This window comes from Jannaschia faecimaris (assembly GCF_900107415.1).
Classification (GTDB): Bacteria; Pseudomonadota; Alphaproteobacteria; order Rhodobacterales; family Rhodobacteraceae; genus Jannaschia; species Jannaschia faecimaris.
This window is the reverse complement of the sequence record NZ_FNPX01000001.1, coordinates 528,541-548,456: the sequence shown is the minus strand read 5'-3', so window position 1 is coordinate 548,456 and position 19,916 is coordinate 528,541. Positions and strand designations below refer to the sequence as shown.

17 protein-coding genes are annotated in these 19,916 nt (G+C 62.9%); 7 read left to right on the top strand and 10 right to left on the bottom strand.

What is annotated here, in order from left to right; all coding sequences use genetic code 11:
* Positions 1 to 6: 6 nt before the first annotated feature.
* The 6 genes from BLV27_RS02670 to BLV27_RS02645 are packed head-to-tail and all read right to left on the bottom strand — an operon-like array spanning position 7 to position 5,288.
* Complete coding sequence (locus BLV27_RS02670; protein ID WP_092641886.1) at positions 7 to 786, bottom strand: sulfotransferase family 2 domain-containing protein; 780 nt, start codon at positions 784 to 786, stop codon at positions 7 to 9.
* Complete coding sequence (locus BLV27_RS02665) at positions 783 to 2,123, bottom strand: glycosyltransferase (protein ID WP_092641883.1); 1,341 nt, start codon at positions 2,121 to 2,123, stop codon at positions 783 to 785. The genes BLV27_RS02670 and BLV27_RS02665 overlap by 4 nt, the downstream gene beginning before the upstream one ends.
* Complete coding sequence (locus BLV27_RS02660) at positions 2,120 to 3,160, bottom strand: glycosyltransferase family 4 protein (protein ID WP_092641880.1); 1,041 nt, start codon at positions 3,158 to 3,160, stop codon at positions 2,120 to 2,122. Before BLV27_RS02660 ends, BLV27_RS02665 begins: the two co-directional genes overlap by 4 nt.
* Positions 3,160 to 3,504 carry a hypothetical protein gene (locus BLV27_RS02655; RefSeq protein WP_092641876.1) on the bottom strand — a complete coding sequence of 115 codons (345 nt, stop codon included), beginning with the start codon at positions 3,502 to 3,504 and terminating at the stop codon, positions 3,160 to 3,162. Before BLV27_RS02655 ends, BLV27_RS02660 begins: the two co-directional genes overlap by 1 nt.
* Complete coding sequence (locus BLV27_RS02650; RefSeq protein ID WP_280140280.1) at positions 3,492 to 4,619, bottom strand: DegT/DnrJ/EryC1/StrS family aminotransferase; 1,128 nt, start codon at positions 4,617 to 4,619, stop codon at positions 3,492 to 3,494. Before BLV27_RS02650 ends, BLV27_RS02655 begins: the two co-directional genes overlap by 13 nt.
* Before the next feature lie 9 nt (positions 4,620 to 4,628).
* A complete protein-coding gene (locus BLV27_RS02645; protein WP_170831327.1) occupies positions 4,629 to 5,288 on the bottom strand; it encodes an acetyltransferase in 660 nt (219 codons plus the stop codon).
* 376 nt (positions 5,289 to 5,664) lie between these two features.
* Between BLV27_RS02645 and rfbC the strand changes: the two genes are divergently transcribed.
* From rfbC to rfbA, 4 genes are read left to right on the top strand one after another with little or no spacing between them, the layout of a single operon-like run.
* Positions 5,665 to 6,225: a dTDP-4-dehydrorhamnose 3,5-epimerase gene (gene rfbC / locus BLV27_RS02640; protein ID WP_092641870.1), complete on the top strand. Its 561-nt coding sequence runs from the start codon at positions 5,665 to 5,667 to the stop codon at positions 6,223 to 6,225.
* Between the two features lie 3 nt (positions 6,226 to 6,228).
* The gene (gene rfbB, locus BLV27_RS02635; RefSeq protein WP_092641867.1) at positions 6,229 to 7,275 is read left to right on the top strand and encodes a dTDP-glucose 4,6-dehydratase; all 1,047 of its coding nucleotides are present in this window, start codon (positions 6,229 to 6,231) and stop codon (positions 7,273 to 7,275) included.
* On the top strand, positions 7,275 to 8,150 hold the full coding sequence (gene rfbD, locus BLV27_RS02630) for a dTDP-4-dehydrorhamnose reductase (protein ID WP_092641864.1): 876 nt from the start codon (positions 7,275 to 7,277) through the stop codon (positions 8,148 to 8,150). Before rfbB ends, rfbD begins: the two co-directional genes overlap by 1 nt.
* A gap of 10 nt (positions 8,151 to 8,160) precedes the next feature.
* A complete protein-coding gene (rfbA, locus tag BLV27_RS02625) occupies positions 8,161 to 9,030 on the top strand; it encodes a glucose-1-phosphate thymidylyltransferase RfbA (RefSeq protein WP_092641860.1) in 870 nt (289 codons plus the stop codon).
* 13 nt (positions 9,031 to 9,043) lie between these two features.
* Here the strand turns inward: rfbA and BLV27_RS02620 are convergent, their stop codons facing one another.
* From BLV27_RS02620 to BLV27_RS02610, 3 genes are all read right to left on the bottom strand, one after another.
* A complete protein-coding gene (locus tag BLV27_RS02620; protein ID WP_092641857.1) occupies positions 9,044 to 11,686 on the bottom strand; it encodes a DUF4214 domain-containing protein in 2,643 nt (880 codons plus the stop codon).
* 148 nt (positions 11,687 to 11,834) lie between these two features.
* Positions 11,835 to 12,503, bottom strand: a complete 669-nt coding sequence (locus BLV27_RS02615) for an ABC transporter ATP-binding protein (RefSeq protein ID WP_092641854.1) — start codon at positions 12,501 to 12,503, stop codon at positions 11,835 to 11,837.
* 9 nt (positions 12,504 to 12,512) lie between these two features.
* The gene (locus BLV27_RS02610; RefSeq protein ID WP_244504504.1) at positions 12,513 to 13,793 is read right to left on the bottom strand and encodes a KpsE/RkpR family capsule polysaccharide export protein; all 1,281 of its coding nucleotides are present in this window, start codon (positions 13,791 to 13,793) and stop codon (positions 12,513 to 12,515) included.
* A gap of 112 nt (positions 13,794 to 13,905) precedes the next feature.
* On the opposite strand from BLV27_RS02610, the gene BLV27_RS02605 reads away from it, so the two are divergent.
* Both BLV27_RS02605 and BLV27_RS02600 read left to right on the top strand, forming a co-directional pair.
* Positions 13,906 to 14,727: an ABC transporter permease gene (locus tag BLV27_RS02605; RefSeq protein WP_092641851.1), complete on the top strand. Its 822-nt coding sequence runs from the start codon at positions 13,906 to 13,908 to the stop codon at positions 14,725 to 14,727.
* Between the two features lie 7 nt (positions 14,728 to 14,734).
* Positions 14,735 to 15,643 carry a hypothetical protein gene (locus BLV27_RS02600; protein WP_092641848.1) on the top strand — a complete coding sequence of 303 codons (909 nt, stop codon included), beginning with the start codon at positions 14,735 to 14,737 and terminating at the stop codon, positions 15,641 to 15,643.
* Here the strand turns inward: BLV27_RS02600 and BLV27_RS02595 are convergent.
* A complete protein-coding gene (locus BLV27_RS02595) occupies positions 15,624 to 18,056 on the bottom strand; it encodes a glycosyltransferase family 2 protein (RefSeq protein WP_092641845.1) in 2,433 nt (810 codons plus the stop codon). The two genes, BLV27_RS02600 and BLV27_RS02595, sit on opposite strands and share 20 nt — an antisense overlap.
* A gap of 844 nt (positions 18,057 to 18,900) precedes the next feature.
* Here BLV27_RS02595 and BLV27_RS02590 point away from each other — a divergent pair.
* Positions 18,901 to 19,896, top strand: a complete 996-nt coding sequence (locus tag BLV27_RS02590; RefSeq protein WP_092641842.1) for a Bug family tripartite tricarboxylate transporter substrate binding protein — start codon at positions 18,901 to 18,903, stop codon at positions 19,894 to 19,896.
* Positions 19,897 to 19,916 lie beyond the last annotated feature (20 nt).

The following is a 19,916-nucleotide window of genomic DNA, read 5'->3' as shown; positions in this document are numbered from 1 at the left end:
TTTCCTTCAAACGATACCGTCCGCCACTTGGCGAAGCCGCTCCTCGAACAGCGCGTTTGCCTTGGTATAAAGAAGCTTGTCCCACTTGGTGTAGCGTTCCAGGGCGGCCTTCGCTTCCGGGGAGACGGCCTCTATCGTTTCGGGCTTGCTGATGTTTCGCGAAGGGCTGGATGGCAGCACCCTGTCCGCAAGTTGCCACGACAACAGGTTCATCGCGTCGTCATAACGATCTGTGATCCCGAAAAAAAATAAGGCGTCGGTGATATTGCGCAAAGCGGTCTGGACGTCGTCCTCGTTGCGGGCAGCGCCTCCTTCGCTCAGGAATTGGACTTGGATATTATCGATGTGCCCACGGATTGGGGGAAAGTCGCTGAGCAGGAACTCGTCGAAGGTACTGGAGCGGGCGATTTCGAGAGCTTTCGCGCCCCTTGCGCCATTTAACCAGCGTTGGGCATCTTTGGCATTCGCAGCATTCTTGAACGATTTATACTGCGAAACCACACGAGCTTCGGGATCACGCAACATGCAGATCGGAAGGGCTGGGACGCCATTGTGATACCAGTCCGCATAGCGCATGTGACCGTGATAGAGCCGATGCTGGGGCCGACCGACATCCAGTGCCGAGAAATCGCCGCGATAGGCCGGTGCAATCTGTTCAGGTGAAAACAGATCGAAAAGCATATGGGAAAAGGTCGTGCCTGCCGTCTTGTTTATATGGATGAACACAAGCGGCAGCTCAGAGTCGTGCTTCACCGGGCCGTCTGGCGTGAACCTTCTGATCTTCATATGCCGGTCTCTTCCAGACTTTGCAGGATGGGCTTTATGCGTAGGCCAGCGGACGTCATTCGCGGTCCGCCCCAGCGTCGCAAGGCGCAGGCAAAGTCCCCCTCCTCGGGAAAGATGCTGCGGAAGCGCGCAACGTCCGCTTCCGCTGCCGAAGCCGTCTGGAGCATTGCAAGCAGGGCTTCCGCGTAGTTCCGCGCATCGAACATGTCGCGGGCGGTGGTGCGGATCCGGGCCAGGTCCTCTGTAGAATGGACCGGACGTTTCGCCATCTCTCGCAGGGCCGAGGCCACGGCCGCATCTTCCCCCGTTGCGGGGATCATCGTGGCCATGCCCTGCACCATGCCGCTGGAGGTGCTGTCTTCGGACACGAGGACGTTTCCGTTGATCGCCATCGCAAGAGCCAGCGTGGCCGATCCGGATTCATAAGACGGGCGGCGCAGACAGGAGATGCAAGTGGCTGCCTGCATTTCAGCTTCGAAGGTCGCGTCGTCCACTTCGCCGGTGAAAACGAGGTCGACTTGGTGCGACTGCTTTTCTGCAAGATCCATGTAGTGCTGGCGGCTGGGCTCATCGGACGGGCCGACAATGCGCAACTGCCACGTCTCTGACAGGGCCTGATCACTGCCGATGCTGCGGATTAGAGACGATACACGTTTGTTTGCGACAAGGTGGCCGAAGCTGACCAATGTCCGTTTTTCGTGCTTCAACGGACGGACTTCCGGCAGGCGCGCCGTCTGTGCCGCGTTCCAGAAGGCCAGTGGCAGATGGTCGACCGGCAGGCCGGTTTTACGCGTAATCGCGTCGGTCACCGAGGGTGAATGCACGAATAGACGGGTGGCGTTGCGTGTCGCCCAGCCGACCATGTCCAGGTCCGCCAAGAGAGAAATCCGAACGTCGGGATTATCCGTGCTCTCGACCGCCGCGGAGATTGCCCGGTGGTTTTCAGGGGCCAGCCCCAAGGGAACCAAACCGTCCAGCAGGGCCAACGGATCGAGGGTCTTTTGCGCACAATGCGCAAAGAACAAGTGCGGAAAACAGACGTCGTGCAGTATGAAAACGCCCGGCGGAATTCGGTCCCCCATCAGCGGGCCATGATTTTCCCAGGAATTCCCAAGGTTGTAGATGATGCGGTCGAATGCCTTCGGATCGACCGCCAGAAACGGCTCGAAGTCCATGTCGTGCGGATGCGGGCCCGCTTCAGCGACGCCGGAGGCGGGCGGCTCCAGGCGCACGCGAACCACTTCATGGCCGAGGGCAGCGACCTCGTCGCAGACGATGGTGGAATAATGACCGATCGCCGAAGCTTTGGCGAAGGGTGAGACCCATGCGATTTTCATGACAGCAGCATCTCGATCGTCCGGTCCCAGGTGAGGCCGAAGCTATCGAGCCGCTCACGCGCCCGTTTGCCCATGTCACGTGTCGCGTGACGGTCGGTCCAAAGGGACTGCATCGCATCCCCCAGGGCTTCGGCTGTGGGCGCGGTCACGAAACCGGACAGTCCGTCCTCGACCAGATCGGCGACGCCGCCTGAATCCAAGGTCGTGACCAAGGCTTTCCCCGATTGGGACGCCTCCATCGCGACATAGCCGAAGCTGTCCTCGTCCACCGGAACGTACACGGCGGCGAGACATCGATTGTTATAGTCGATGATCTCCTCCCGTGGCAGGAAAGTCGGCTTGAGGATGACACGGTCCCCAAGCTCGCGCTCTTGGATCAGCCGGCGCATGTCAGCAAGATACGTGTCATCTTCGCAGGGCCCGGCGATGACTACACGCACATCGGGCGCAGTGGCGGCCAACGCGTCCAACACCAACTTCTGCCGCTTGGACGCGTTTATGCGCCCCCCCACGAAGAGGAAGTCTTCGAAATCTTCGCAAGCAAACAGGTCGGGGGTGTTGACCGGAGCGTGCAGGATGTCGCTGCCGATGCCGTTATAGGAGAACAGCCGGTTCTGGGTGACCGAAGAGTTGGTGAACAGGCGGTCGTAGCGCGGCAACTCCAAGGTGTCCTGTTCAATCAGCGCACGCCGGACATCCTGTCCCTTTTGGCTGTTCTCGAAAAAGGTAAAGGGTCCGCCATGCATATCATAGGCCTGCCGGAACTGGTGTACGATCCATGCCGTGCGCCGCGGGGCCTGGAGAAAGTACGCCGGGAACTTGAGCGGGATCAGCAGGTCGATCGCGCCGAGGTCGAGATTGCGCAGGCCCAGCACTTGCGTCAGCAGGTCTTCCTGCGACGACCAGTCGAAAGGGATACGCAACAATTTAGCCGATATGCCCCGCGTCCTGCCAAGCTCCCGTACGAGATTGGCCGCCAGCTCCTCGGCTCCGCCATGCACACCCGCCACATGGCTGTTCGCTACGACGATCCGCATCACGCGTCACCCCGCATTATCGCATCGGCCTTCTGCGGCACACCATCATGCACGGGGATGCGGTGAAACCCACCACCGTCACGCGGCTCCAGAAGATAAAGCTTGGGAACCTGCACGCAGAGGCCCTGTCGTTGCAGCACGCACACCTCCTGATAGCGGTTGAACGCGATCAGACCGACCGCAAACAACTGGCGCGCGAGATCGCCCGACTTCGACCAGGGAAGGGTCAAGACTTCCGAGGGGACCTTGTCAAACGCTTGCAGACCCATTGCCCAATCTGCCGCGCGCGCAAGAAGAATGTCGTCGGGTTCAAACAGGTCATCGAACAGGATCAGGCCGCGCATTCTTCAGCCTCAATTGCTGCGGCAAGGGAACGTGCGACGGCACCGATCTCATCGTCCGTCAGGGCTTCGAATGTCGGCAATGTAAGCCCGCGCAATGCGTGACGAGAGCCCGGAAAATCACCGTCCAGATCCGAATAGGGCGGCATCATGTAAAGCGGATAGAATGTCGGGCGAGTCTCGATGCCATCGGCGGCCATCCTGGCGGCGATGGCGTCCCTGTTCGGACGCACGTTGGCCTCCAACACGATGTTGACCATCCATACACTGTCGAAAGCGTCCGGTGCCCCGTGGGGCAGGACCAGCCGATCCGCAATCCCCTCCGCGGCAAACGCATTGGCATAGGCTCGGCGCAAACGACGACGCGTCGAAATCTTTTCGTCCAGTTGCTCCAACTGACCCAGGCCGATGGCGGCGCAGATATTCGTCATGCGGTAATTATACCCGACCACGGTGTGCCAGTAGCGGCGCTCAGGCGACATGCCCTGACCGCGCAAGAGGCGGCACCGGGCGTTGATCTCGTCGCTGTCGGTGACCATCATACCGCCCTCGCCGGTGGTTATGGTCTTGTTGCCGAAGAAGCTGAACATGCCGACATCCCCGAAAGTCCCGACACTCCGACCGTTCCATGTGGCTCCGACCGCTTCCGCGCTGTCCTCGATCACGGACAGGCCATGCGCACGGGCCAGCGTCAGGATTCCGTCGATATCGCAAGGCACACCGAACAGATGCACCGGCAGGATGGCCCGCGTGCGGGGCGTAATGGCGGCGGCGACGGTCTGTGGCGTCACATTCAGAGTCACCGGGTCCACATCGGCAAGCCGCACCTGACCGCCGCAGTATTTCACCGCGTTGGCCGTCGCGATGTATGTCACCGCAGGCACGATGACCTCATCCCCAGGTCTCAGCTCGATCCCCATCAGCGCCAGGTGCAGGGCCAGCGTACCGTTGGACACGGAAATCGCATGTCTGGCCCCGATCTTGTCCGCGAAGGCAGTCTCGAAGGCTTCCACATACTTGCCGGCAGACGAAATCCATCCGGTTTCCATGCAAGTGTGAACAAGATCCTTTTCGCGCTGACCGATCGTCGGCCGCGCTACGGGAATGCTTTGGGTCAAATCGAATTCCTATCTCGCAAGAAAGTCGCTCATTTCCGCCTCGGATTTTCGAAACCGTGCCGGTGTGCCCCAATATCCCCCCGGCTCGTTCAGATCGCGTGTGACCAGGGAATTGGCCCCCAGAACGACCCTTTCCCCAATCAGACGCCCTTGCAGGACCGTCGTGCCCATTCCGACAAATGCGAGCTCCCCGACGCTGACCCGACCACCCAGCGTCGCCCGCGGTGCCACGGACGCGTAATCACCCATGCTGCATTCGTGATCGACCGAAGCAGTCGTATTCACGACGCAGCCTGCGCCAATCCGACAAGCGGATCCGATGACCGCGTTCTGAAACACGATCGTACCCGGCCCTATCTCGGCTGTGTGCGAGACGGTTGCAGACGGATGGATCAGGGACGGCAGGCTCATACTGGCAAATCTTGCCGACATCTCGGTCATGACGTTTCTGCGGGTCGCATTATCCCCGATCGCGACGACCGCCTTGAAGCAGATCTCGGGATCAGCCGGAAAATCGGCGTGCACACGGATTCCGAAAAAGGCGGCTTCAGAAAAGTAGGGATCAACGACCCCCACCGGGTGCATCCCAGTCGCATGCAGGACTTCCAGAATGCTGGCAGCGTGGCCGCCAGCACCGAAAAGCCAAATCGCAGTTTTGTGGTCAGACATTGGGCTCATGCAGTGGTGTCAAGGTTTAGCCCCTCGGCAGAGCGCTCTCCGGCGGTTAGGACCACGCGTCCCTTTCCCTCACAATCTGAAAATACCTAAAATTTCTCCCAGTTTTTAATGAAAACAGGGACGATCTTCGAAGGTGGACACCCGGTCAGGCATGACGCCGGATCGTTGGGCGCGCTGACATGACTGGCGCGGTCGGATTCAAGGATCGAATTTGAATTCCGTCATATCGAAAGCGACCACCAGCAATGCCCAGACCAGTGACCACCCCCGCCCAATCCTGGATCCAGTGGCAAGATCGACGGTGTTGCAGGACTGAATTCTTTGCTAACGCTCTCCGGGCCAAGAAACCATTTCAGAAGACTGCTCAGTGCTCATCCAGGACACGGCCCTTGAGGGCGTGAAGATCATCATCCCCACCCGCTTCGGCGACAGCCGCGGATTCTTCTCGGAGAGCTGGAGCCGGCAGACCTTTGCGCGCCATGGCATCGATATCGACTTCGTTCAGGACAACCATTCGCTGTCGGCGAAGGTGGGCACCGTGCGCGGCCTGCACTTCCAGTCCCCCCCCCACGCCCAGGAAAAGCTGGTGCGCTGCGGACGTGGAAGCATGTACGATGTGGCTGTCGACATCCGTCGCGGCTCGCCAACCTACGGAATGTGGGTGGGTGCCGACCTGAGCTTCGAGAACGGAAAGCAACTACTGGTCCCCCGCGGCTTTCTGCACGGCTTCGTCACGCGCGCGCCGGATACCGAAATCATCTACAAATGCTCTGACTACTATGCCCCCGACTGCGACGGAGCCGTGCGGTTCGACGACCCTGACATCGGGATCGACTGGGGCCTGACAGGTGCGGCGATCTTATCCGACAAGGATGCCACCGCACAGCGTCTTGTCGACTTCGACAGCCCCTTCACCTACGGAGACTGAGCAATGCGAATTCTCGTGACCGGCGGGGCCGGGTTCATCGGATCGGCCGTCGTCCGCCTTGCGATCGCGCGGGGCCACGAGGTCATCAACCTCGACGCGCTGACCTATGCCGCCTGCCTTGCCAACGTCGCCAGCGTCGATTCCACGCCCGGCTATACCTTTGTGCGCGCCGATATCCGAGACCGGGCCGCATTGGATGCCGTCTTTGCCGATCACGCGCCCGATGCCGTCATGCACCTTGCCGCCGAAAGCCACGTCGACCGCTCCATCGACGGACCGGGCGATTTCATCGAGACGAACGTCACCGGCACCTATCATCTGCTGGAGGCCGCCCGCGCCTACTGGGCGGGCGCGGGCCGGCCTGATGGCTTTCGCTTCCACCACATCTCCACCGACGAGGTGTTCGGTTCCCTGCCTGCCGACCCATCGGTCCGATTCACAGAAGACACGCCCTACGATCCCCGCTCACCCTACTCCGCGTCCAAGGCGTCGTCGGATCACTTGGTGCGCGCATGGGGCGAGACCTACGGCCTGCCCACCCTGCTGACCAATTGCTCCAACAATTATGGCCCCTTCCATTTCCCCGAGAAGCTGATCCCCGTGATTATCCTCAAGGCCCTCGCCGGGGAGCCGCTGCCGATCTATGGCGACGGCTCCAACATCCGAGACTGGCTCTACGTGGAGGACCACGCCGATGCGCTGCTCCTCGTGCTGGAGAAAGGCATACCCGGCCGCAGTTACAACGTCGGCGGCGACAATGAGCGGGCGAACATAGACCTCGTGCGCACCCTCTGCGCGATCCTTGATGACAAACGCCCCGATGCCCGCGGCTCCTACGCCGACCAGATCGCCTTCGTCGCCGACCGCCCCGGCCACGACGCTCGCTACGCCATCGACGCGACCCGCATGCGTGAGGAGTTGGGCTGGACGCCGTCCGTCACCATAGAGGAAGGACTGGCGAAGACCGTCCAATGGTATCTCGACAACGAGGACTGGTGGCGCGCCCTGCTCGATCGCACGGGTGTTGGCACACGTCTGGGCACAGGTTGATGCGGATTCTCGTCTTCGGGCGCACCGGCCAGGTCGCCACTGAACTGGTGCAGCAGGCCGAAACCCCAGCGTTCGAGACTATGAAGCCTATATTCATGGGCCGGGAAGCGGCCGACCTTACCAACCCAGAGGCCTGCGCCGAGGCCATCACCGGTAGCGACTGGGACGCCGTGATCAACGCCGCCGCCTACACCGCCGTGGACGCGGCAGAGACAGACGAGGCCACGGCCCAGCTGGTCAACGGCACCGCACCTGCCGCCATGGCCCGCGCCTGTGCCGACGCAGGCATCCCACTTGTCCACATCTCCACCGATTACGTCTTCGACGGCAGTGGCACGAACCCATGGAGACCCGGCGACGCCACCGGCCCGCTGGGCGCTTACGGGCGCAGCAAACTGGCGGGCGAACAGGGCCTGCGTGCCGCGAGTGGACCGCACGCGATCCTACGCACGGCTTGGGTGTTCTCGGCCAATGGCACGAACTTTGTGAAGACGATGCTGCGTCTTGGGGACGAGCGCGACGCGCTATCCATCGTCGCCGACCAGGTGGGCGGCCCGACCCCCGCCGCCGACATCGCCGCCGCCTGTCTGACGCTGGCGGGAAATCTGGCGTCCGGGGCGGGGCCGTCGGGCACGTATCATTTCGCGGGCACCCCCGACATCACCTGGGCCGATTTCGCCCGCGCCATCTTTGCGAAATCCGGGATCCGCTGTGCCGTGACCGACATCTCCACCAGCGCCTTTCCCACCGCCGCCGCGCGGCCCGCCAATTCGCGGCTGGACTGTAGCGACATCACCCGCGACCATGGCATTGCCCGGCCCGACTGGGACGCGGGCCTGAACCGTGTGCTGGCGACGCTGCGACCCCGACCCTGAGGAGACTTCCATGACAGATCGCAAGGGCATCATCCTGGCCGGCGGCTCCGGCACGCGGCTCTACCCGATCACCATGGCCGTCTCCAAGCAGTTGCTGCCAGTCTATGACAAACCGATGATCTACTATCCGCTGTCCGTCCTGATGCTTGCAGGCATCCACGAGATCGCGGTCATCACCACGCCGCAGGACCAGGACCAGTTCAAGCGCCTGCTGGGCGACGGCGGCCAATGGGGCATTGCCCTGACCTACATCACCCAGCCTGCGCCCGACGGTCTGGCGCAGGCCTTCATCCTGGCCGATGAATTCCTGGCCGGGGCCCCCTCGGTGCTGGTTCTGGGCGACAACATTTTCTTCGGCCACGGCCTGGCCGCACTGTTGCGCGCCGCCGATGCCCATACCGACGGAGCGACCGTCTTCGGGTATCGCGTCGCCGACCCGGAACGCTACGGCGTGGTCGACTTCGACGCGGACGGCACCGTGCGCGGCATCGTTGAAAAGCCGACCGTCCCCCCGTCCAGCCACGCGGTGACGGGGCTCTATTTCGTCGATGGCTCCGCCCCCGAACGTGCACGCCGGGTGCAGCCTTCCGCCCGTGGCGAGTTGGAGATAACCACGCTTCTGGAGATGTATCTTTCCGACGGGCAGCTGATGGTACAGCGCATGGGGCGCGGCTATGCATGGCTCGATACCGGCACCCACGGCAGCCTGCTGGACGCAAGCAACCTGGTGCGCACGCTGGAACAACGCCAGGGAATGCAGACAGGATCACCCGAGGAAATCGCCTACGAGCAGGGATGGATAGATCGCGATCGCCTGGCCGACCTCGCAGAGATGATGGGCAAGAACCGATATGGCGACTACCTGAAAAGCCTTCTTTAGGGTCTAACGCACTTTAGATCAGCAGCATGTCGGGATGCAGATCGGCAAGCCAGGTGTCGTGCAGCACCACCAGCAGGTCGTCCACCGTCAGTCGCAGGTCGTCGCCCACTTGCCGGAACTCCGCCTGCAAAGTCGCCGGGTCGTCGAATCCCAAGTCGGTGAAATCCAGCAGGTCCCAACGCTCCAGTCCGACGATATCCTTGCGCCCTGCATCCCCACTTTCGAAAACGAAGGTATCCGACAGAAGGCCGCCGAACATGACGTCATTTCCGGCACCGCCGCGTAGGCGATCATCGGCCCCTGCAGCGCGCATCCAGGCAGTTAGTGGGGCTTCGGTCAGCATACGAAATTCCCGGCTCTGAGCGAAGGCGGCAACAACGTCGGCGCGACTCCAGTCACCGTCCAGGAGCCGCCCGGTCCAACCGGCGAAGCCCCGCGGGTCCGGCTCACGGCCCATGACGTTGGCATAGAGCAGGGTAACGAACTCGCCGGTGTCGGTTTCCCCGTATCGCTTGCCGAACTCTCTGGAGCCGACGAAGCCGGAGATCACCTCGTCATGAGACCAATCCTCGGCTAGCCGATGCGACCAGCCCCACATCCCTCCAAGGTCCGGAGTGCGACCCAAAGTAGCGTGATAGAGACGAAAAACATCATCCGACCAGCTCATTGCGAGTCCCTCCCGGCTCACCATCATGGCATCGAAGCGGGTGGCGTTGGTGAACTCGCGGCTTTCGGAAAACCCAAGCACTACTTCCGGGCGCGTCATCGTTCCGCTCTCCAACCGCTGGGTCCAGCCCGCAAAGCCTTGGGGGTCCGGCTCCCGGCCCAGAACATTTGCATAGAGCAGCGTGACGAAGTCGTCTGTGTCTGTCGTTCCGTAAAGGTTCTGAAATTCCTTGGAGGCAACAAAACCGTTGGCGGCCTGTTCGGGCGTGAACCGCTCGGAGAGCAGCCGTTCTGCCCACCCTTTCAGTCCCGTCTGCTCGGGCGCGCGGCCCAGCGCCGCCTGGTAAAGACGCATTACCAGGGCGGCCGTCTCATCGAACTGCACATTCTGGATTCCTCCGAGGATCATGTCGTCCCCGGCCCCACCCAGCAGGGTATTGGCCGGTCTCCCGCCAATCAAATGCAACGCGGTGGCGTCCGGCGGTGGCACCTCGACGTGCCAAAGATCGCGCAAGTCGGCGATGCCGAAGTCCGAGGCGTTGAGCGTGGTGCCGTCGGCAGTCAGGATGTGCAGCTGTTCGTCGCCAAAGGTGATGACAATGCCATTCCCGCGCGACTCCATGTGCACGTCTTCAACCGTGTAGAACCGCCCCATCTGCGAGAGGTCCAGCCGGTCGATGCCGATCTCGAACCCCTCGATGCGGTCGAGCGCGCCGTCGGGGGCGATCACGAAGACGTCGGCACCCCCTCCGCCCTGCATCGTGTCCGCCCCCGCACCGTCGGTCAGCACGTCGTCCCCCGCACCCCCGACCAGCACGTCGTCCCCCGCGCCCCCCATCAGCGTGTCATTGCCCTCCGTCCCGGTCAGGGTGGCACCCACCGGTCCGCCGACATACACCACCCCCGCGTCCCCCGGTTCAAAGCGCAGCTGGGTCAGGCCCTCAGCCGCCGATCCTGTCACGAACAGGTCTATTCCGCCGTCCCGCGCCAGCGCGACCAGCGCGCCCGGATTGGTCAGCACCATGTCGAGGTCGTCGGCGATCGTGGCGCGGTGCAGCAGGCGTCCTCCTGGCAACAGCTCCATCACGGTCAGCCCGTCATCGGCCCCGCCCGCGATCACGAAGGCGCGTCCGTCCAGTTCCACCGTCTCCAGCACCGAGACCCCCTGAAACCGCGTGTTCCGATCATCGCCCACCTGATCCGTCGCCACCGGGGTGCCGTCCGCCTTGAGGCGCAGGACCGAAACCGAGGCGCTGTCCGCGGCACCGACCACGACGTATGTCGTCTGACCCAAGGTCACCGTCTCGATCTGGGTCGGGGTGGCGATGGGCAGGCCCGCGCGCAGACCGGCTTGGCCGACCAGTGTCATTCGCCCGTCCTCCTCCAGGCGCAGGATGCTCAGCGTGCCGTCGCCCGCCGAGGCGGCCAGCAGGTGGGGCCGCCCGCCCAGCTCAATCTGCTCCAGGGCGAAAATATCACCCCCCGTTCCGCGACCCGTTTCGCCACCCGTGGCCGACAGTCCGATACTCTGAACCGCCTGCGCGCCAGTGGTTCCCAAGCTCCAAGCTTCAAGGCCACCCGCGCCGCGCGCCGCCACGTAGACCATGGTTTGGTCCCCGACCTCGACCGTCTGCGCCGCCAGCGCGGCCCCCGCGCCAGGCAAGGTCCAGACCCGGGCGTCCGACAGCCGACCGTCGGTCTCGATGGTCCAGCCGTAAAGCGCATCGACCCGGCCGTGGGCCAGGACACTGTCCTGCCCGGCGATCTGCACGCGTTGCAGGCCCAGAACGCCGGGCAAGTGCGTGGCGTCCTCGGGCAGGGCAGCAAGGTGCAAGACCCCCAGGTCGTCCTGCGACCGTTGAACCGTCACCTGCCCCGCCGCGGTGATCGACCCGAGCAGGTCGCCCCCGAGCAGCAGCACCTGCACGACGACCCCGTCGTGAAGGGCTGCGGCAATTCGATCAGTCTGGATATGGGCGAGTGTGGCCATGGGCGTCTGCTCCTGCGAATTTCGCAGGAAGGGATGACGCAGCAGCACGGCACAGCCGCGACAGGCACCGGTCGCAACTGGCGCGAAAATGCGGAGTTCACCCCAGATTCAAGACGGTTTTTTAGTGAATTATCGACGCTCCAGCGCGTCAGGCGTTGGCCACAGCCTGCATGTTGGCCTGGTGCCAAGCGATCCCGTCCTCGATATCGTCGAAATAATGCAGCTGGCCGCGGTCCAGAACGGCAACCGCGTCACACAATTCGCGCGCCTGGGACATCGAATGGGTGGCAAGCACCGCTCCCGACCGGTGCAGACGATCTCGAAAGATACGGCTGCTTTTGGTGCGGAAGGCTTGGTCGCCAACGGCCGTGATCTCGTCGACGAGGTAGGTGTCGAAGTCTATTGCCATCGATATTCCAAAGGCGAGGCGTGACCTCATACCCGACGAATAGGTCCGGAAAGGAAGGTGAAAATGCGTGCCCAGGCCCGCGAAATCATCTACGAAGGCCACCAGTTCGTCCGTGTCCACGCCATATATCCGCGCCAGGAACCGGGCGTTCTGCGACCCCGTCAGGTCACCGTGAAACGACCCAGCAAACCCCACCGGCCAAGAGATCGAACCGGTGGAGCGGATCACGCCCGACGTGGGCCTTATCGTCCCGGCGATCATCTGCAGCAGCGTCGACTTGCCCGCGCCGTTGCTGCCCAACAGCGCGACCGCCACACCCGAGGGAACCACCTGGTTGATGTTCTGGGCCACGACCTTGCTGCGCCCGCTCAGGCGGAAAACCTTGGTGAGATTGCGAAACTCGATCATACCGCGCCCTCAGCGCCGGTCCTTGAGCGAGTATGCCACCATCGTCACAATCGACCACCCGAGGAACAGAAACAACGAAACCAGCGCCAGAAGAGTCAAACGCTGGGGATAAATCGATGCCTCGGCCCGCGTCGGCTCCATGTAGGCGGCCAGGTAGCGGCTCTTGCGGCGGGCCTCGGCCTGGGCCGCATCAAAGCTAGCCAAGGCAGAGACATAGGCCGTCTCGGCGAATTCGCGGTCAACCACCAGACGTTCGTACTCCCCCACCAGGTCGGCAAAGGCGAAACTGTCGGCCCCCTGACCGCTGACGCCCAGCTTGGCTCTTTCGGCATCGATGCGGTTTTGGATCACCTCGACCCGGCGCTGCGCTTGGGTCAACCGCGGGTCAGGGCCGCTGCCGGTGTCGCGCAGGATATCAACCTCGATAAGCTGCTCGGCCAATTGCGCCTCCAGCGATCCCAGCAGGCCAGCCTGGCTTTGCAAATCCAGTGTCGGGTCGACCAACTGGTTAAGATTGCGGAACCGGGTGACCGTCTCGCGCGCCTGCTTGAGGCGTTCCAGCGCGGTTTCTAACTCGTCGCGCGCATAGCCTATCGCATCCTGCTGGGCGATCGAGGACAGTTTGTTGATCATCTCGGAACTCTCGTCGAAGATCTCTTCGGCGATCCGCGTGGCGTCTTCGGCGACGAAGGCACGGACCTCCACTTCGATCAACCCGGCACCGCTGTCATAGGACAGGCGCACCATATTGTTCCAATACTCCAGCAAATCCTCGATCGTGCCGGTTTCGTCATAGGCAAAGATCACGTCGTTCTCGGGCCGCGACCACATGCTCCGCAAGTCGATGCGCCCGTCGATGTCGGCGACCATGCGCTGGCTCTGAATGAACTCATAAAGTATGTCGGTATCGGTCGACGACGACGTTCCCGTCAGGGCCCCGATTCCGCCCAGCAGATCCATCGCCGAGCCGCCCTCCTCCCGGCGAACCGAAAAGCCGACCTTCGACGCGTATTGGTCAGCGGCCACCCCCCACAGGTACAAGCCCGTCAGCGCGGTCGGGATCAGGACGCAGACCAGAAAGCTGAGCATTACAATTACGTGGCGCAGCCGGATCCGCGTTTGCGCCACGGTCCGCGCGACCGAAGGGGCAGAGAGCGCAAGGCCGGGCCGATCGACCGATGACCCGGCAGTCCCGGCTGGCTTGGGCCTATCCGGTCCTTGCCCCGACTGGCGGGCGGGGCCATTTTTCGCGGCTGGCGCGACTGTCATCTTGGGCGCGGCTTCAGTCACGGCCTCTCCGATACAATTCATTGTTCTTCTGGGCTTTCTGATACGGAACACAGCGCCTATTGACTAGAAAACAAATACAATTTTCCGCAGCCTTTTTCCCATGGAGTGAGAGATGACGGCACAGGCCCCGTTCAGTCCGCAGGCCCCTGCCAAGGCCGCCTCTTCAAAGCGCCGGTTCGCCAGCCTCCGCGCCGTTGTCGCCTTGATGCTGCGCGAAATGGCGACGACTCACGGCCGCTCTCCTGGTGGATATGCCTGGGCCGTGCTCGAGCCGGTGGCCGGCATCGCCCTACTGAGCCTGGTCTTTTCGGTCGCTTTCCGTGCCCCGGCTCTCGGCGTTAGTTTTCCGATGTTCTACGCCACGGGGATGTTGCCGTTCCTGATGTTCAACGCCGTGGCGAACACCGTGTCCCAGTCTCTGAACTTTTCCCGTCCGCTGCTGGCCTATCCGACGGTTACGTTCGTCGATGCCCTGATTGGTCGGTTTCTGTTGAACACGATGACCCAGTTGATGGTCGCCTATGTGCTGCTGTCGGGGATCTTCTTTCTGTTCGATACCCGCGTGACCCCTGACTACAGCATCATAGTGGAAGCCTTTACCCTGGCCGCCCTGCTGGCAGGCGGAATTGGCGTGCTCAATGCCTTCCTGGTCGGGCGCTTTCCGATCTGGCAGCAGGCCTGGAGCATCATAATGCGGCCAATGTTTCTAATTTCATGTATTTTCTTCCTGTTCGAGACTGTTCCCCAACCCTATCGCGACTGGATATGGTGGAACCCGCTCGTTCATATCGTCGGGCTGATGCGACGGGGGTTCTACGGCACCTACGACGCCACCTACGTATCGCCAGTCTACGTCATGGTGGTCGGACTGGTCGCGTTGATGCTGGGTCTGGTGTTCCTACGCCGCTATCACCGCGACCTTCTCAACCGTTAGAGCGTTTATGCCCCGCCTGATCGTCCACGCCGGCATCCACAAGACCGGCACAACGACCCTGCAGAAGACCCTGCACGCGAACCGCACTGCCCTGCAGCGGCAGGGCATCCTCTATCCAGAGACGGGGCTTTTGGCGAAACCCAACACCTGGGGACACCACGACCTGGCCTATGCCCTGCGCAACGCCGACCGGGGCCGAGACATCTGGACGGCCCTGCGCGCCGAAGCCGACGGTACCGGGCAGGGCACTGTCGTCGTCTCATCCGAGGAACTGTCGCTGTTGCCCTTCCCGCGTCTGCCCGGCATGGCACCTTACAAGATCATTGCCGAGTGTTTTTCAGGCTGGGACATCACCCTTCTGTGTTACCTGCGACCGCAGGCCGACGTGGTCGCGTCGCTTTACAATCACCAAGTCAAGAGCGTGGGCGAGGCGGGCGACGTCTTCGACTTCCTGCCCCGCGTCTCGCAGCGTTTGGAATACGCCAACTACCTCAATCTTGCGGCGGCGGGTCTGGGTGTCGACGCGATCAGGGTACGCCGCTACGGAAGGACCTGGATGCGCGGCGACATTCTCGACGACGTTGCCGGAGAGATCGGGCTGGACCTGTCGCAGGGGATCGTGCGGGCTGCACGTGACCTTAATCCCGGTCTGACGCGAAGCGGGTTAGAGGCCATGCTGGCAGCCAACCGCCGCTACACCGGCGATCCCGGTCGTCTGCTTCGCGAACGCCGACGCATCCTGAGCAAACATGCCGCCGCCGCCGAAAAAAGCCATGACGCCCTTAGCCCTGACATGCGGCGCACGATCACCGCGCTGTATCACACCAAAAACGTCCAGGTCGGTCGGCGCTTCCTGAAGCTCGACGGCAACCTGTTCAACCCCGACGTCCAACCGCTCAGGCCAGTCGAAGCATAGCCCTGAGCGCCACGGCAAGGTCGCCTTCGCCCTGCGCCAGCGTCATGGGCAGTACGCCGCCCGTTGCCCCCGCTGCCACCGCGCGTCGCACCGCCTCGCCCTGTGCTCCTAGGTCGAAGGCGGCGATCGGCATGCCTGTCGCAAGCACCTCGTGCGTGGTGAACGAGAACGTCTCGGGCCAGACCGAGGGCATGAACCAGCCCCGGATGCCATAGCGCGCGACCAACCCAGGCAGATCCTCCAACCGATAGGTTCCGTGGACCTGGCTGGGCTTGGCCAGCGAAAAATCCGATGCCAGATGCCCCAGGACAATCAGCCGCCCCCCCCCCTGCCGGGCCAGGTCGCGCGACAGACGCTGCAGAACGGCGGCACCCTTGTGCGGCCCAATGTTACCCAGCACACCGATCACAGGATCTGTGCCACCGGGGGGCGTGACCACGGGAACCGCACCGACCGGGGAATGGGGCGCGACCACCATCCTGCCCCGCGCCTGCGGATAGGCCCGCAGGACATGCGCGCCGCTGTCGTTCGAGAAGGTCACAACCCTCTCGGCCCGCGCGACCAGACGCCCCCATCGGGCCTGCCATTCGGCGAGGTCGGTAACGGTGCTGTCCGGAGCGAGGTGACGATGCGCCGGGTCGTCGGTCACCCCGCCAAGGGGAACACCGCGAAACACCGAATCGGCATCCAGCAGGGTATAGGACGGGCTGATGGCGAAGAAGTCGTGAAACAGAACCTCGACCGGATGCCCCCCATCGGCCAGCCGCAACAGGACTTCAGGCAACTCCGCCGCTTCGGGGTGGCTCACTCCGCAGGAATAGATGATGCGGCGGTTCGGAAGTCTCTGAATAAGGCTCTCTACAACAGAAACGTCGTTACAAACCCCCGCGGTCATGCCCTCCGGTCCATGCACCTCCAACCGCCAGCGATGCCGTTGCCCCACACGCACCACGACCGATGACCGCCCCCGATCCGCGCGGTCCTTGATCCGGTCCCGCAGCCAATCCTCGGCCCCGCCGCCCAGGGCATGGGCGAGATAGACAGGCACCTCGCCCCCCAGCCCCGCCAAGGACAGCGCCAACGCCAGGCGCGGCGTTGTCAGGGGGTCGCCGCGCAGGAAGTTCTCCACCTCGCCCGCGAACCGCGGATAGCGACGTGCGATCCGGGCACCGTTTTCCTCCAGCAGCCGCTGCTTGGTCGCAAACCCGAAGGACGCCCCACCGCGATGTTCCACGAACAGGTTCTGTGCGCAAACATGCCGCCCACCGCACAGCAGCGCCTTGCGGCACCAGTCCACCTCCTCGCCGTAGCCACGCCCGAAATCAGTGTCGAACGTGGGGATTTCACGTAGGAACCGTGGTGACAGCGCCATGCAGAACCCCACGCCCGTCGGCAGGTCGGGGTGGATCGTACCGGCGGCCAAGTTGCGCGCCGCGGCGTCCAACGCATCCCCCTGCCCCGGTGCGAGGCTGTGCGGCTTGACGATCACCGGCACCGTCAAGAGCTCGGCGTCGTTAGACATGGGCGTGACCGAGGCGACAGATGGGTCGGCCAGCGGTGCCAACAGGCGCGGCAGCCAGTCTTTGGGCACCATCGCGTCGGAATTGATCAGCACGACCGGAAGGTCCGGGTTCCGTCGCGCCACCTCGAACCCAAGATTCACCGCGCCGATGAACCCAAGGTTGATATCCTGCAGCAGCAACGTGACCCGTGCCCCCTGCTCCGCCGCCCAGGCGCACAGCCACGGGCGCAGGCGCGGATCGGTGGAGGCATCCTCGATCACGATCAGGTGCCAGTCCGTCCCGCTGTGACGGACGACGCGGTCGAGTGCCTCGACAACCAAGTCGAACGCATTGTGCACGGGCATCAACAACATGGCGCGGCCGGGCACCGGAGGGGTCGAAGGTGGCGTGAGGACACTTTTGTCGATCAATCCGGCCGTCGGGCGAATGACCAGCTTCAATGTCTCTTTCACGCTCTCGCGGGCCTCCATGTCGCCACGCGCCTTCCAACGCAGGATCTGAGGCAGCAGTGTGAGCAGCGTCAGCCCGAACCGCCCCGCCAGTCGCCACCGCGCACGGGCAAGCTGTGCCGATGTGAATCCGGACAGCGGTTGCGCCGGATGTCCTTCGGGCACGATCTCCATCGCGCCCGTCTCGAACGGCAGATCGAAGCGGAACGCTCCTGTCGCGGGATCAATCGTGCCGGGGTGCGCCACCGCCCCTAACCGCAGGACGATTCCACCCGCCGGTGCCGTCCCACGTACGATCAATCGGTTCGACCGAACCTCGACAGCCGTAGTCGCACCGATCTGTCGCCCGGCGGCATCGTGCAACCGTGCACCCCGCCCATCGATGGCCATGCTCGCCTCGGCAAAGACCTGGAAAATCCGGTGCAGGCGATGAATCAGCATCGTGCGTTCCGGAAGCCGGACGTTACGCTGAGGAAAGCTGTCGGCACCGCTGTCGAAGCCATCATGACTTCGCGCGTGATGCGTCGGTGGAAAGATCCATGAGAACGGCCTCCTTGGCGCGATGAAGCCTACCTTTCATTTGGGGCCTTCCGACGTCAGTCCTGTGCCAAACCGGCGCAGCGTGGCCCCTAAAAAGGCTCTGTCAGGCCTTTCAGGGTCAATACTTTCGGATTTCTCTGACCGGGTTGCCGCCTCGATCACGCGCGCTTCAATCCCGGCATTTGCGACCGGAAGCGCGACAAGGTTGGCACGCAGGCGTATTGCGGTGCCCCGGGCATCGCTCGGAGCGTCGAGACCCGCATCGCTGTCAAACTCGCCATGTTTTTATCCTACCGTTTGACCTGCCGTTCCGCTTGGAACAATAGGCATCGGAAAGCGCCAGTTGAAGAGGATACGTCGAAAAAATAATACCTTAGAGGGACATCCCGCGGCATTGGCGCACGAGAATTTGGAAATATCTCGGCCTAGCATCCCCTCACCATTCAAGAGGTCGATCAATCGCGAAATGATTGCACCAGACCTTCCACCGCGGTTCTGGGCATCAAAATTCGGTTCCCATGTGCCCCGCGCGTTTCCACTCACATCGGCCCTGCGCTCAGAAACAATTGCCCCAGTGACCTGACGCATCGCAGTTCTCTTCGGCCACGATCCCGAAGAAATGAACCACCAAATCCACTTGTAGGACCAAAACGTGAATAAGAAGGATGACAGGCCGGTGTCAGATTGGCACGATGGACTGGCATGATCGAGAAGCCTCGATCTTGTCAAAAGGGAGGAACATAAAATGAAATTCAGCATGACGCGCCGCGTCCTGATGGCCGGCCTGACGGCAACCCTGTCGCTGGGTACGGCCTTTACGACCGTGGCCCAGGCGGATGGGCACCAGGTTGTCGACAGCATCCACTTCCTGATCCCCGGCGGTGCCGGCGGCGGATGGGACGGTACGGCACGCGGGACCGGCCAGGCTTTGGTCGAGAGCGGCCTGATCGGCAGCGCATCCTACGAGAACATGTCCGGGGGCGGCGGCGGTGTGGCGATCGGCTACATGATCGAGAACGCCGACAGCCAGCAGGGCACGCTGATGGTCAACTCGACCCCGATCGTGATCCGGTCGCTCACCGGCGTCTTCCCCTACAACTTCAGCGATCTGACACTGGTTGCGGGCACCATCGGCGATTATGCTGCCATGGTCGTTCCCGCAGATAGCGGCATCGAGAGCATGGCCGACCTTGTTGCGGCGTTCCAGGCAGACCCTTCCGGCACCGCGATCGGGGGCGGCTCCGTTCCGGGCGGTATGGATCATGTGGTCGTTGCCATGGTGATGAAAGCCGCCGGCGAAGACCCGTTGGCTGTCAACTACATCCCCTACGACGCGGGCGGTACGGCTATGGCGGGCCTTCTGTCGGGCGAGATCAAGGCGCTTTCGACCGGGTTCTCCGAAGCGGTTGCCCTGGCCGAAGCCGGCGAAGTCCGGATCATCGGCGTCACATCCGAGGAGCGCGTGCCCGCATATGCCGACGCGCCAACCATGATGGAGCAGGACATAGACGCCGAGTTCGTCAACTGGCGCGGCTTCTTCGCCGCCCCCGGCCTGCCCGAAGAGCAGCTGACGGCCTACCAGACCGTGCTGGAAAAGATGTACGACACCCCAGAGTGGGAAGCCGTGCGTGCCGCCAACGGTTGGGTCAACATCCACAACTCGGGCGATGACTTCAAAGCCTTCCTGGAGAATCAGGAAAAGGTTATCGGCGACCTGATGAAGGAACTGGGCTTCCTCTGAGGCCTCGACGGCAGGTTCGC

What these genes read in the sequence shown, in the direction of transcription:
- BLV27_RS02670 (WP_092641886.1), bottom strand. Translation starts at nt 786, where the DNA reads ATGAAGATCAGAAGGTTCACGCCAGACGGCCCGGTGAAGCACGACTCT.
- BLV27_RS02665 (WP_092641883.1), bottom strand. Translation starts at nt 2,123, where the DNA reads ATGAAAATCGCATGGGTCTCACCCTTCGCCAAAGCTTCGGCGATCGGT.
- BLV27_RS02660 (WP_092641880.1), bottom strand. Translation starts at nt 3,160, where the DNA reads ATGCGGATCGTCGTAGCGAACAGCCATGTGGCGGGTGTGCATGGCGGA.
- BLV27_RS02655 (WP_092641876.1), bottom strand. Translation starts at nt 3,504, where the DNA reads ATGCGCGGCCTGATCCTGTTCGATGACCTGTTTGAACCCGACGACATT.
- BLV27_RS02645 (WP_170831327.1), bottom strand. Translation starts at nt 5,288, where the DNA reads ATGTCTGACCACAAAACTGCGATTTGGCTTTTCGGTGCTGGCGGCCAC.
- rfbB (WP_092641867.1), top strand. Translation starts at nt 6,229, where the DNA reads ATGCGAATTCTCGTGACCGGCGGGGCCGGGTTCATCGGATCGGCCGTC.
- rfbD (WP_092641864.1), top strand. Translation starts at nt 7,275, where the DNA reads ATGCGGATTCTCGTCTTCGGGCGCACCGGCCAGGTCGCCACTGAACTG.
- rfbA (WP_092641860.1), top strand. Translation starts at nt 8,161, where the DNA reads ATGACAGATCGCAAGGGCATCATCCTGGCCGGCGGCTCCGGCACGCGG.
- BLV27_RS02620 (WP_092641857.1), bottom strand. Translation starts at nt 11,686, where the DNA reads ATGGCCACACTCGCCCATATCCAGACTGATCGAATTGCCGCAGCCCTT.
- BLV27_RS02615 (WP_092641854.1), bottom strand. Translation starts at nt 12,503, where the DNA reads ATGATCGAGTTTCGCAATCTCACCAAGGTTTTCCGCCTGAGCGGGCGC.
- BLV27_RS02605 (WP_092641851.1), top strand. Translation starts at nt 13,906, where the DNA reads ATGACGGCACAGGCCCCGTTCAGTCCGCAGGCCCCTGCCAAGGCCGCC.
- BLV27_RS02600 (WP_092641848.1), top strand. Translation starts at nt 14,735, where the DNA reads ATGCCCCGCCTGATCGTCCACGCCGGCATCCACAAGACCGGCACAACG.
- BLV27_RS02595 (WP_092641845.1), bottom strand. Translation starts at nt 18,056, where the DNA reads ATGCTGATTCATCGCCTGCACCGGATTTTCCAGGTCTTTGCCGAGGCG.
- BLV27_RS02590 (WP_092641842.1), top strand. Translation starts at nt 18,901, where the DNA reads ATGAAATTCAGCATGACGCGCCGCGTCCTGATGGCCGGCCTGACGGCA.